The organism is Woeseia sp. D3-10 (genome assembly GCF_055809415.1).
The window spans coordinates 3,157,764-3,170,846 of record NZ_JBVVTW010000007.1 but is presented as its reverse complement, the minus strand read 5'-3'; the positions used below and the strand labels follow the sequence as shown (position 1 = coordinate 3,170,846).

The following is a 13,083-nucleotide window of genomic DNA, read 5'->3' as shown; positions in this document are numbered from 1 at the left end:
CATATCGAGAGCCGGGTCTTCCACGCGACAATTCGAGATAGCTCATCTGACAGTGCGCTGCCGCTGTAGTAGCTGCCAACACCGCCACGCAAAACGGAACATCTTGAACAACCAAACCACCCTCCCTATGGGGTACTTTCGAAGGCGTGGTCGGAGCACCGGCAATGGCGATAGGCAGCACCCGTTATCGGAGCGTCATCGTTCGTCGGAGCGAAAGTAACGTCTGAATAGAAAAGGAGCTGCTGATCCGGAACAGACGGCCGGATTTCATCTATCAGGGGTAGTAAAGCCCGACAGAGTAGCTAACACAATGCGCGTGAGCACCCAAGCCAATGAGGGCAACCTCTAACCACGTACCACGTAAGCACCGTGCTTATATCGGACATAGACTCGCCTCGGTTCAGACATATTCGGCTGTCAAGCCTGTATCGATGCCTTACTCCAGAGTCCAGGGCGACTGCGGATCACGCAAAACACTATTACCAGATCGAACAAGTGACGCCCGAGTATTCTTTAGTCGACTGGTATCCAAGGTGCTTGCCGTCCTTGCAGCACCTTGGATACTCATCCATCAGTAAATTCGCTACTTAGAAATCCTTGCGAAGCGTAATGCCGAACTCCTGCGGCAATCCGCGGTAATCGACGTAGTCCTGGCTGACTCCCAACCGGGTTCGGGAAGTTTGCTCGACTACCTCATCGGTCAGATTCTTGCCCCAAAGGGTCAACGTTGTGGGCTTGTCCCCGTCGAACACAAAGCCAACACGTGCACCTATCTGAGTGTAGGGATCAAGGACCACAAGCGGGTTAGTGTTGCCAGTTACCGGTTGCCGTTCGCCGGTGTAACGCGCATCACCCTGCATGAAAAATGTACCGCCACCCAATGCCGACGTCTCAACTTCATAACGTGCAACTAAGCTTCCCGACCAATCAGGCACGTGCTGAATTTTGTCGCCTACCTGTCCAATTACAGCGCCAGGACCGGGGTCAACAATTCGAGCATCGGTATACGCCAATGTGCCGCGGAAAGAAAAATTATCAGATGCCAGTGCAGCAAGTTCTACTTCGAACCCATCAATCTCCGCTTTACCCACGTTTGCGGTAATCGTCGCGAAACAAACCTCGGAAAGATCGCTCATCTTGACCAATGACTGCAGATCAGACCACTCAGTGTGATAGCCCGCAACGTTCAATGTAGCCCGCCCGCCGGCCATCGTTGTTTTCAGTCCCACCTCAAGCGTTTCCGCCTCATCCGAATTAAAACGTCCAGAAGCAAATGGTTCCAATCCATTTTCTTGCAGCGGAGCTACGCATTCGGGAAAGGTGTTCACATTAATAGGAGCGACTGCACCGCCCAGTCGAAAACTGTTCCCAAAGTTGCCATAAGCCTTTACGTTTTCATTGACCTGATAGGATGCGGTGAACCGGAACGAATCACCATCTTCGGTGAAAGATCGGTTCGTCACGGTCGGCACACCTGGATTCGAGGAGTTCAACGACTGCCCGAGATAGTTGGTCGACAAGTCGAAGAAGCGAATACCACCTCCGATCGAAAAGTTATCGGTGAGGTTGTAATTGACGTCGACAAAGACGGCCTTACTCTTATCTACGATATTGGAAACTGCGGCGGAATGAACGTCATTCGGCAGAGCTAACGGGAAATCCGGAGCTGCCGCGGACCAACCTCGACCATCTCGCATTCCAATAATGTCGCGATCTTCATTCATATAGAAGGCGCCAAGCACCCAGTCCAGTTGACTCAAAACTCCACTGCTGAAGGCTTCTCTATTGGATTCGATACGAACTTCCTGAGACAACGTTTCCAAATCAATCTGGGTATCAAGCGATACTACGGCCGGCACAAAATCGAGGTCATTCCTGTAAGCGCTGAATATTGATGGCGTCATATCGACTGATTCGTCGTACTCCCGCCTGTACAAGCCAGTGTTCGAGACAATATTGAACGTATTGAAGCTATACGTGACGTTCAACGCACTGAGAGTCGCTTCGCTCTTGTTCGGTTCGAGCATGTATTTTTCTTGCAGGCGCTGCCCGCCGAATCGGTGATTCACTATGCTAAGGTCATCAAGTTCAGTCTTCTGCAGCAACTGCGTGAACTCGACTGTAAAATTGTCATTTGGCGTAAACAATGCCGCAATGCTCACTCCTGTCGCTCGCGCCGCGTTAGCACTATCTACTTGCCTTTGACTGTTCTCGATCGGGACTATGTCGATAACATCGCTAACCACCGATGGAATACGGCCTGAAGTATTGTCCAACGGAACGATCGCGCTATCGATATAGCCATCTCGTTGGCGACTGGAGGCAGCGATCCGAACCCCAAAGACACCCTCAACTATGGGCACATTTATCATCGAGCTTAGAGCACCACCCAAATCACCGCCCTTGATGGTTTGCAAAGTACCCTGGACAGAGCCCTCAAAAACCTCCAGATCGGGACGTTTTAGGAACAGCTTTACAGCACCACCCATCGCTGCGGCACCGTACAATGTTCCCTGTGGGCCGCGTAGCACCTCGACACGACCGACATCAAATAGCTCAGAATCAATCGGCGTGATCGGGATATCGTTTATGAGGAAGCCGGTAGTTGCCGATGACGCCGCGGTATCGAGTGAAGATGAAATTCGGGCATTGCTAACACCTCGGACTACAATATTCTTGCCGCCACGATCACCGAGGACGTTACTTGCCGAGTTTACGCTCGGAACGAACCCGAAATAGTCATCCAGGTCCTGCGCGCCAATCTGGCTCAGTGACTCTCCGGACAGCGCTGAGATTGACAGCGACGCATCTTGAAGACTTTGTTCTCGCCTTGCCGCGGTAACAACAATCTCTTCGAGCATGCGCTTGTCACTCTCCTCTTCGGCACCTTGCGATTTGTCAGAAAACAATAGACTTACTGCCGCAGCTGCGACTAGCAACATGAATGACTTTTGCGAAAGCATCTTACTCCCCCATCCTCTTAAAGAGACATCTACGGAACCAGCAAACCCGTAGGCACCGAAAATTGATTCGCGACCGAAATGGCGCGCCGAAATCGGTCATCGATTGATACGGTTGACCGTACGACTGGACATTATCAATGCTCGATTAGACTGTCAAGCAACACTCCGGCGGGTGGGTCAGAGGGCTATAAACCACGGGACACCGGTAGCAACCGGCCAATATCGCGTACTATGCTGGTATGCAACGCCTCTTAAAATTAGGTTAAAGTAGCGCTCGCGTCTGACAACCGGTCGACCATATAACCTTACACAGGAATGAGTAATGAGTGGCTCTGAGTTTGAATGGCCCAAAGGCCAGTCCCGTTATGCGGTTCTGGCCAATGAAATTGCCAAAAAGATCAAATCCGGCAAGTACAAGACCGGCGACTTTATTCCTACCGAGGTCCGCTTGTGTGAAACCTATGGGGTAAGCCGCTTTACAGCACGCCAGGCTGTTCAAGAACTCAAGAAACAAGGCCTGGTCATTAGCCGACACGGAATCGGCTGCGAAGTAATCAGCCGGAAGCCGTCTGATGGCGAGTTCGGCTTTTCTTTTAACTCTGTGAGTGATTTTCTCAAGTCAGCAAAGAGTCTGACCCTTGAAGTCGAAAGCATGAATGACCGGGTGGCGGATGGAGTCGTAGCCGAACTTCTCGCCTGCAAGGAAGGCGCACCATATCTGCATGTTGATGGGCGACACATCACCAAAACCGGCAATAAGCCAGTTTCGACGGTCGAATTATTTATCCCAGAGAGTTTTGCAACAATTAGGTCGAAGTTGACAGCCCGCAGCGGGCCGGGAACCGTAGGCCGGCTTATTGAAAATACGTTCGGCGTGAGGACCGGGCAAATCCACCAGACTATCGAACCCGTTTCGCTGAATCGCAAACAGGCCAGCGCACTTGGACTTGCGGGAAAATCCCCGGGTCTGCTGGTCCAACGTACTTACCTGGACACGACCAAAGGTCCTTTCCTGCACGTCCGCAATGTCTATGCTGGCAAACACGCGCGACTGACTTTCGAGATAAAACGCCAACCAGACTAAGGCGGGCAACCGGCCCTCTAACTACGCAGCGGTAACAAGGCGCGAAACCGACGTTGCATTGAAAAGAGATATGGACGACTATACGTCCGTATGCCTTATGCTAAGGCTGCGCTATTTCGCAGCTGCGCGGCCCGCCCCGCAGCCACTCGCACACCCATTTCGGTCGGATAGACTCCCCAATGAACAATCGAACTCTGTCAGCCTACGCGCGACTCGGGAACAAAGAATACCTCGAGGTATTCGGCCTCGACTTCGAACAATTCGAGGTTGGCCAGGTATTCCGGCACTGGCCGGGCGTAACAATCTCCCAACAGGACATCGCAGACGAAGCGCTGGATACCTTCAATGCGGCGCAACTGCATTACGATGCGGATTACGCCGCAAACACGGAGTTCAAACGCCCCCTAGGCGTCAGCACGTTGACCCTGCAAAAGTGTCTCGGAATGGCATGGAAGACCTTTGCCCGGAAAGACCGGATCGTGTCAATCGCCGCTATCAGCATGCCCAATCCACTTTATGCCGGAACGACACTGTATTCAGAAAGCGAAGTTCTCGCACTGCAATATACTGACGGTGCCTGCGGACGCGTAACCGTTCGATGCAAAGCATTTGACAAGAATAGAGTCGAATACCTGGTCGTCGAATTCACGGTGGCTATCTTTATTCGCGGCGAGTACCCCGCTCATCGGGATATTCAGGCAGAGTTCAATCTCGCGGAGGACCGCTTCAGTGCCTATGCCCAGGACGAGTCCGGCGCGTTGATCGAGCAGACGGGGCTGTATTTTGACGATTTTTGCATTGGTGAGACCTTCCATCATCGACCAAAAAAATTCACCGCTGCAGCGGAAGCCTCTGAACATGCGAGGCGCTCTATGGACTGGAACCCGCGATTCAACAATCCGGAGTTCGCGCAGGAATACTTTTCTGACGTGAGCATTCCGCTGACTGAAAGCTACACGATCGGTGCGACTACGGCTTCGACCACACGCACTTTTGGCCGCGTCGTCGCCAACCTCGCCTGGAAAAATGTGCAGATGAGTCGCCTTGTGTACCCGGATGAGGTTTTCGCAAGTCATTCCGCAATAGTCGACAAACGAGACTCACGGTCGAGGCCGGATCAGGGAATACTGACAGTCACCACGACAGCCCTGGACCGTGCCGGCAAGACGCTGCTCTCGTATGACCGCATACTAATGGTGTATCGACGAAATAGCGGCCCTTATGCCAGAGTTGGCCACTGAAAACCTTTCTCCATACAAACCACCCACAGGCTGCACGCACTGAACGGAGGTCACTGAACCTCAAAACGCTCGGACGCCCCTAATGCCGGCTCGTTCGAGCGTCAGTATTGCCGATTCATAGATTGGTTGATCGACAAACCTTCCCTGCACCTGAATCGCATTGCCCCGCCTCCCTTCAAAAGCGGAAACCACATCTTGCGCAAACGACACTTCCTCGACGGTCGGCAACAGACCTGCGTGAATACCCGCAATTTGCCTAGGATGGATGGCCAGTCGCCCAGCAAAACCTAAACTTCCAAGTCGCTGCGTATCTGCGATCAAGCCGCCGTCATCTTCAATATCCGGCCACACGCCATCTAGTACGATCTTCCCCGCTGCCGATGCGGCAATGACCATTCGACTTCGTGCGAACAGCAATGACTCCCAGGACATAGAGCAACCAACCTCAGCCGCGAAATCGGCTGAGCCGAATATCAACGCCGCCGTTGCCGAGTGTGCAACTATATCCTCTACCGCGCTCAAACCCTTCGTGGACTCAATCAAACTAAGAATCTTCACTGCCGAAGAAATCGCGGCTTGCGCAATTGTAATCTCCGTTGGCGACGACACTTTCGACAGCATAATACTGGGCGGCAGTAACGCGGAGCCGGCAAAAAACGCAAGATCAAGAATACCCTCTTGGGTTGTCAGCGCGTTTAGTCGAATACACAACCGATCATCTGCGTATTGCGCCGGTGATAACAGCTGAAGATTAGCTCTCGCTTGCTCCTTCCGGTCCGCTGGCACCGAATCCTCCAGGTCGATGCATACTTTATCTGCCCCGGCAGCCAATGCCTTCGCAAATCGTTCCGGCCTTATCGCGGGCACGAACAATATTGATCGGCACATTCAGGTTTTCCAGCGACGACCGGCGAATGGCCTTTCGTCGCGAATATATTGCCCGAATCCTGCAACTGACGTTACTCCCGACTCTGGGCATTTCTCCGTATTCAGCTGCACTCGCAACGCAGAAACCTCTTTGACATTCACGCTAATGCCGATAGTATATATGGACATCCGGACAAGTCAAAAAGGAACATCAACCGATGACACTCCCCCTCAAAGGCATGAGGATAATCGCTATCGAGCAATATGGCGCCGGACCTTACGGGTCCCTGCAACTCGCCTCGCTCGGCGCCGAGATCATCAAAATAGAAACGCCCGGCTCCGGAGATATTTCCAGGAATGTTGGTCCGCATTTTGTTGACGGAGAGGAACGAAGTTCAAGTAGCTTGTTCTTCCAGGGGCTCAACCACAACAAGAAAAGCATAGCCCTCGATCTCCGTTCTGAAGAAGGGCAAGAAATACTACGTGCACTGGCAAAAACCTGTGACGGATTGCTTACGAATCTTCGTGGAGATGTAGTTGACAGCTTGGGAACAAATTACGAGCAACTCAAGTCAACCAATCCAAAACTTGTTTGCGCACACCTGACTGCGTACGGACGTACAAATGAACGCGCCGACTGGCCCGGCTATGACTATGTGATGCAGGCGCAGGCCGGTTACTTTTCTCTCACCGGTGAGCCTGACGCACCGCCCGCACGCTTCGGCCTTTCAGTTGTGGACCTGCAATCGGGTGTAACGGCAGCGATGGCACTGCTTGCCGGCATAGTTGATGCTCGTGCGACCGGAAAGGGTCGAGATCTGGACGTAAGCCTATACGACGTTGCATTGCACAACCTGAACTACGTCGCGATGTGGGCATTGAATGCGGGTCACAATCAGGAGCGAGCGCCGCGTTCTGCACACTTTTCCATAGCGCCTTGCCAACTCTATCGAACTCGAGATGGCTGGATCTACATAATGTGCAACAAAGATAAATTCTGGTTGAATCTTTGCCGCTTAATCAACCGCCAAGACCTCGCGAGCAATGACAAATTCTGCGATTTTTCGGCCAGACTTGAAAATCGTGATGAACTGACGCAAGTATTGGATGAGGCTCTAAGCACTCAAAGAACTGAGGAATGGATTGAGATCTTCGGTAGAGACGTGCCCGCCGCTCCATTGCTTTCAGTTGATGAGGCCTTGAGTAATGATTTCGTAACCTCTACGGGTCGAATTCTGAACTACGCGACGAAAAGCGGTGCGTCACTCCGTGCCGTCAAGCCTCCTGTGCATATAGATTCTGGCTTTTCTCCGGAAGCAGCACCTTCTTTGGGAGAAGATACAGACGCCGTGCTTGTGGAACTTGGGTACAGTGCTACCCGTATCGAAAAGTTGAAAGTGCTGAAAGTCATTCAATAAAACAATACCTGAACTGCAACACCCAGACGGATGCCATCGCGCTAGTTTCGGTATTTTCGAACCAGTGAATAGAGGGAAAAAATGACACGCGTAATGTTATACCTGTTTCTAGTCGCACTGGCCCCGGCCTGCTCATCGGATGATCAACAAGAATCTACTGAAACTGCAATAACTGTTTCCACAGAGAAACCCGACTCACGAACCACCATTGTGGAAACTGCCGCTCGAAACGATGACGCACCCTCGCCGCCCCCCGTACTCGACGGACTGAAATCCGAAGCGGCCAAGCGCATCGACGCCAAAGCGAAACTAACTCAGGAAATCGTTGACAGCCTGTTCTCATTCTCCGAACTCGGCTTTCAGGAATTTGAGACACAGCGATACCTGACAGAGATCCTCGAAGACAACGGCTTTACGATTGAGACCAATATATCCGGCATCCCAAGCGCATGGTGGGCAACGTGGGGCAACGGCAGCCCTGTAATCGCGCTCGGCTCGGATGTCGACGGCATTCCGAAATCTTCCCAACTACCAGGAGTTGCTTACCGAGAACCGATGATCGAAGGAGCGCCCGGGCATGGCGAGGGCCACAATTCGGGTCAGGCCGTCAACATCACCGCCGCCATTGCGGTTAAGGAGCTAATGGAACGCGAAGGCATGTCTGGAACAATAGTTCTGTGGCCCGGCATCGCGGAAGAGCTGCTAGGTTCAAAAGCGTGGTTTGCTCGGGATGGTCGCTTCAAGGACATCGACGCGGTCCTGTTTTCACACGTCTCGAACAACATGGGCACGGACTGGGGAGAAACGACTGGCACCGGCCTGGTGTCAGTTGAATATACGTTTGATGGCATAGCCGCACACTCCGCAGTCGACCCATGGCTTGGACGCAGCGCACTGGACGCCGTTGAGCTAACCAATATCGGTTGGAATTTTCGCCGTGAACACATGCACCCGTACGGCCGATCGCACTATGTCATCGTCGATGGCGGTGACCAACCAAACGTTGTGCCATCGCAAGCTAAAGTCTGGTATTTCGTTCGCGAGATAACGGCGGAAAAAATCCGCGAGAACTTTGCCACTTTGCAACGCATTGCCGAGGGTGCTGCAATGATGACGGATACAACGGTCAGCCGACGTATCGTCGGCGCAGCATATCCACGACACTTTAACCGTCCCATTGCCGAAGCGATGGACCTGAACATACAGGCCGTCGGTTTGCCCGAATGGACTGAGGATGATCAAACATTTGCACGTGCACTGCAGGAACTTATGGAGGCCGATAGCATTACCGGCCTAGCTACCGAGCTCCGAGGCATCCGAACCCCTCGTGAGGAACCTAAGCCTGGTGGTTCGGATGATATCGGTGACGTTTCCTGGAGTCTTCCAACTGTAAAGCTTCTATTCCCGTCGAATGTAGCCGGCTTACAATATCACCATTGGTCGAGTTCCATGGCGATGGCAACACCGATTGCTCACAAAGGTGCGACAGCTGGCGCGAAAGTCATGGCGGCAACTCTGCTTGATCTCATGCAAAAGCCCGAACTGATAAGCGAAGCGTGGGCCTACTTTCGTGATGAGCAAACGGCCGAGGAAGTCTATCAGTCGTTCGTTAGCCCGAACGATGCGCCACCGATCGAAAAAAACGCGGCTATTATGGCAAAGTATCGCGACCAACTTGAACCGCTTTACTATGATCCCGAGCGTTATAACACCTACCTGGAACAGCTGGGTATCGACTATCCGCAGCTGACGAAACCTGATAAACCCTAGGAAGTTGGCGTTGTCCTAGCTGAAATTAGTGAAACAACCAAATGCCAACAGCGCACTGCTCATACGCGCCCGGCTCAATTGACAAAGCATCTAATACCAGTGTCGTATTCTTCACCGGGTAACGTTTACACTACAATATCCGCAGTACCGGTCGCCATATAGACTGGCCATACCAATTAGTGAAGCCTAGGAGGGTGCGGATAAGATGAACTTTAAAACTTCGACAAATACCAACCGCCAGCTGAATACGAAACACCCTTTCTCTTTTGCAGTAGCAGGTAGTACGTTCATCTCATCTGCAGTACTGTGCTGCGTGCTCGCAACAACGGCACTCGCGGCAACCGACCAGTACATGGCGCCCAAAGAGCATCGCGACAGAGCGGCGAGAATCGCCGAGCAATACCGCGAGCTGGCCGACACCATTCCCAGCGAGCTCTACGAAATCGAAGGGCTCGCGGACCAGCTTGATTACGAACTCGACGCTGCCGCTGACTACGTCTCCCGCAACGTGGCGTTCGACCCTTATCACGGAATTATGCGCGGCCCCGATGGCACATTGTCTGCAGGCGCCGGTTCGGCCTGGGATCAGGCGGGGTTGCTGGTATCGCTGATCAACACGATGGGCGGCGATGCCAGAGTCGTGCAGGGACCGTTAACGAAACAGGAAGCCGAGCGACTTCTGCGGCTTGCGTTCGAACCCCGTGAACCCTTTCAGACCCCGCTAGAGCCGGCAACTGTCGAGCGCACTTTCGCTGACGTTCTCCCCGCAGACGCACTTGAAGAAGCAAGAAAGGAAGACTCAAACGCGAGCAGTCGAGCGAATGCCGCTACTTTCGAACGGCGCATCGGCAGCGTCAGTGAGAACATTCTGCAGACGATGGCAAAACAGGGCGTACCAGTAGCCAACTCCGCCAGCGCCGACGAGTTGCTGGCTGCGTTGTCGAAATCCTACGCATGGGTCGAATACAGAGACTCGCCAAACGAGCCATGGAAAGCCGTGCATCCCGCGTTCGGCGAGCAAGCTGCACCAGCCGTCAAAGCTGTCGCCTATGCGAAAACAGAAGCACCGGAGGAATGGGTCCACTACCTGACTATCGAACTGGAAATCGAACGACGCAGTAACAACGCCTACAGTTCGGAGTCCATCATCGAGCCCTACCGTGGCACGGTGGCCAGTTTTGCCACCCAACAGACCGTGATTGAAATCGGCCCGAATCAGGCACCCTCGCCGGATGGCCAGCAAGCCGGCTATTTCATTCCTGTCATCAATGGCAATCTCGCTCCCGGCGCCAAGGCCTTTACCCTGATGGGCATGACGGCAGCGGCCGAGGATGCGGCTGCAGGGCCGGCGATATTTGCGACAGTCGCCGGCAAGCTGGGTTCTGCATTGGATGGCATCAACAGCGCCAGCGGCACAGACGATGCCAGCCCCCGCTTGACCGGCGTGACCATGATAATCACGCACACGGCACCCGGCGGTGAAACCCGCACAGAACGACGCAGAGTCGTGGATTTCCGACAAACGATGCCGGATGATCCAACCCGGGAACTGCTCACCAGCGCCGTAATTGATGTGGGCACCGGGCGCGAAAACGGCGCGCGTGACCTGCGCTCTGTGCTCCTCTCCAACGCCAGCTTCATCACGCGAGTGCCTTACGTCGCCGCATTGAGTCAGGGCGACATGCAGAAGGAAGAAGTCCCAGCACACTCCGCTTTCGAACGCGATTACGAGCAGCTTGCATGGCAAGACATTCGAACGATGGGCGCGTTACTCGAACCTCAACCCACGGCCACCGCAATGGTTACACGCCAGTCGCCACTGGTTGTGATGACGCGGTTGGAGACCAACCACGATAAGAATGCGCGCATGCTGCAGATCGTGGACATAGTGCACAACGGCACTATGGCCTTGCAGCTGAAGGGCGACGCCGTAGAGATTGCGCCGCAGAACAACCTGCGTCAGGGCGTGCGCGAGACGCTGGCGGAAGAATACCTGGCTGGCGTAGGCGGTGGAGACACATGGATGAACAGCCCGTTGTCACAAACCATCTCCGACGCTGCAGGAATCGATGGTTGGGCACAGCGGAACGGAGTGCCGCTCACCAGCAGCGATAGGATGACGGCAGACCTGCAGCATTCCGGCACCCTGGTAATGTCGGCGTTCGAAACGCAACCGCGCTGGTGGCGCGTGAATGCACAAACCGGACAAACGCTGGGGATGGGTACGTACGGCGGCCAGGCGGCGGCTGAAACGCTGACTGTAGGCGGAGTCACCAAAGTCGTGTGCGGCGTTTTGACCGTTGGTTTTTTTGCCTATGGGGCGGATGCTTGCGAAGACGCCTATGCGAACAATCCATCCATGCTGGCCTGCTGTCTCGCGGGCAACACCCTGCTCGCCGCGGGCGGCATGAAACTGGGTGCCGCCGCCACATCACAAACGCTGGGCTTCTTGTCCGCGGCCGGCGTCTTGCAAAGCGAAGTCGCCTTTGCCGTCATTCTTGGGGAGACTGCATTGAACGCACAGATGACCGCGGTCGGCCTGGGCGTTGATCCACTTTGCAGTGCTATGACAGGTAACTAGGCTTTACGCACGACTGACAAATTATGCCCGGTTTATCACCCGCCAAATGAGTGCCGGATACGAAATGCCTATTAAATTCCAGGGCCATGAATCCGGCCAACGACATGGATGTTCGAACGGGTACAGAAGCCTGCAGAAGCCTGCAGAAGCCATTCTGACGCTAGGCGGGAATTTTGTACGATTCCTGCTGCTTTTTGAAAAACGCCTGGCAGTACTCGAAAAACTTTTGCATGACCCGGGTCATCGCCGCATCAGTTGGGCGTATTAAAGCGTACTCGTGGAAAATACTCGGCTTCAATTTACGCAGGATGAGATCTCTACCGGCATAGCCGGTGGCCAACATCTCATTGACCAGAGCAATGCCAGTACCATTGCTGGCGAGCGCACATGCTGACCCGACCGTGTGTGTCTCGACGCGCACATTCATGCGCACACCCGCCGCGCGAAAGGCGTCATCGATCAACAGCCGTGAAGGCCGGCCCTTGGCCAGCATAACCAGAGGTTCGTTATCGAGGTTGGCAACACTGAGCGTTATTTTCGCCGCCAGTCGGTGCTTTGGCGGCATGACGCAAATCGTGTTCGCCCGCACCAGAGGTATGCAATCCAGCGCAGGATGGTCCATCGGCATCTTGGCAAAGCCGCAATCCACGGCACGTAAAGCGACCATCTCCTTGGCGGATTCAGCACTGTGCGAATCGAGACTGATACGCACGTTCGGATGCTTCTGCAGAAACTCGCTAACGACCTGCGAGAGAAATAACTCGGCGAAACTTGGCGGGGCAACGATTTTGAGTTCACCGAAATCTGCGTCATGCAGATTCTTCGCCAGTTGCTCCACCCGTTCGATACTTTGCAACGCGATGTCTACTTCCTTGTACAGGAACAACGCCTCCTGAGTCGGAATCAAGCGGCCTTTGCTGCGCTCGAACAAATGGAAGCCGATCTGTTTTTCGAGCTGGGCCAGCAATCGGCTGACTCCGGGCTGGGTCAACCCAAGCTCGCTGGCGGCGGCCGTTGCTGAACCTGAATTAATTATCGTGCGAAAGCAGATCAGGCTTTTCAGGTTCGTTGTGGAGAGCTGAACAGGCATGACAGAATGTTATCACGGGATCAGCAAATTGCATCAGATTGTATAGCCTGCAACCCCTTTGTAGACTCC

8 protein-coding genes are annotated in these 13,083 nt (G+C 53.9%); 5 read left to right on the top strand and 3 right to left on the bottom strand.

What is annotated here, in order from left to right; translation table 11 throughout:
* Positions 1–587: 587 nt before the first annotated feature.
* Entirely contained in the window at positions 588–2,909 is a 2,322-nt protein-coding gene (locus AC0L8N_RS14610) for a TonB-dependent receptor (RefSeq protein ID WP_473668455.1), read from the bottom strand.
* A 376-nt stretch (positions 2,910–3,285) separates the two neighbouring features.
* On the opposite strand from AC0L8N_RS14610, the gene AC0L8N_RS14605 reads away from it, so the two are divergent.
* A complete protein-coding gene (locus tag AC0L8N_RS14605) occupies positions 3,286–4,047 on the top strand; it encodes a GntR family transcriptional regulator (protein ID WP_473668453.1) in 762 nt (253 codons plus the stop codon).
* A gap of 179 nt (positions 4,048–4,226) precedes the next feature.
* Entirely contained in the window at positions 4,227–5,288 is a 1,062-nt protein-coding gene (locus tag AC0L8N_RS14600; RefSeq protein ID WP_473668451.1) for a hotdog family protein, read from the top strand.
* A gap of 60 nt (positions 5,289–5,348) precedes the next feature.
* On the opposite strand, the gene AC0L8N_RS14595 is transcribed toward AC0L8N_RS14600, so the two are convergent.
* The gene (locus AC0L8N_RS14595; protein WP_473668450.1) at positions 5,349–6,176 is read right to left on the bottom strand and encodes an HpcH/HpaI aldolase/citrate lyase family protein; all 828 of its coding nucleotides are present in this window, start codon (positions 6,174–6,176) and stop codon (positions 5,349–5,351) included.
* A 197-nt stretch (positions 6,177–6,373) separates the two neighbouring features.
* Here AC0L8N_RS14595 and AC0L8N_RS14590 point away from each other — a divergent pair, with 197 nt between their 5' ends.
* The 3 genes from AC0L8N_RS14590 to AC0L8N_RS14580 all read left to right on the top strand — a co-directional run bounded on the left by AC0L8N_RS14590 (position 6,374) and on the right by AC0L8N_RS14580 (position 11,924).
* Positions 6,374–7,573, top strand: a complete 1,200-nt coding sequence (locus AC0L8N_RS14590) for a CaiB/BaiF CoA transferase family protein (RefSeq protein WP_473668448.1) — start codon at positions 6,374–6,376, stop codon at positions 7,571–7,573.
* Positions 7,574–7,783: 210 nt separating this feature from the next.
* Entirely contained in the window at positions 7,784–9,343 is a 1,560-nt protein-coding gene (locus tag AC0L8N_RS14585; RefSeq protein ID WP_473668446.1) for an amidohydrolase, read from the top strand.
* Between the two features lie 205 nt (positions 9,344–9,548).
* The gene (locus AC0L8N_RS14580; protein WP_473668444.1) at positions 9,549–11,924 is read left to right on the top strand and encodes a transglutaminase domain-containing protein; all 2,376 of its coding nucleotides are present in this window, start codon (positions 9,549–9,551) and stop codon (positions 11,922–11,924) included.
* Between the two features lie 160 nt (positions 11,925–12,084).
* Here the strand turns inward: AC0L8N_RS14580 and AC0L8N_RS14575 are convergent, their stop codons facing one another.
* Positions 12,085–13,014 carry a LysR family transcriptional regulator gene (locus AC0L8N_RS14575; RefSeq protein WP_473668442.1) on the bottom strand — a complete coding sequence of 310 codons (930 nt, stop codon included), beginning with the start codon at positions 13,012–13,014 and terminating at the stop codon, positions 12,085–12,087.
* Positions 13,015–13,083 lie beyond the last annotated feature (69 nt).

Coding starts and splice junctions, on each gene's coding strand:
- AC0L8N_RS14575 (WP_473668442.1), bottom strand. CDS start 13,014: ATGCCTGTTCAGCTCTCCACAACGAACCTGAAAAGCCTGATCTGCTTT.
- AC0L8N_RS14580 (WP_473668444.1), top strand. CDS start 9,549: ATGAACTTTAAAACTTCGACAAATACCAACCGCCAGCTGAATACGAAA.
- AC0L8N_RS14590 (WP_473668448.1), top strand. CDS start 6,374: ATGACACTCCCCCTCAAAGGCATGAGGATAATCGCTATCGAGCAATAT.
- AC0L8N_RS14605 (WP_473668453.1), top strand. CDS start 3,286: ATGAGTGGCTCTGAGTTTGAATGGCCCAAAGGCCAGTCCCGTTATGCG.
- AC0L8N_RS14595 (WP_473668450.1), bottom strand. CDS start 6,176: ATGTGCCGATCAATATTGTTCGTGCCCGCGATAAGGCCGGAACGATTT.
- AC0L8N_RS14600 (WP_473668451.1), top strand. CDS start 4,227: ATGAACAATCGAACTCTGTCAGCCTACGCGCGACTCGGGAACAAAGAA.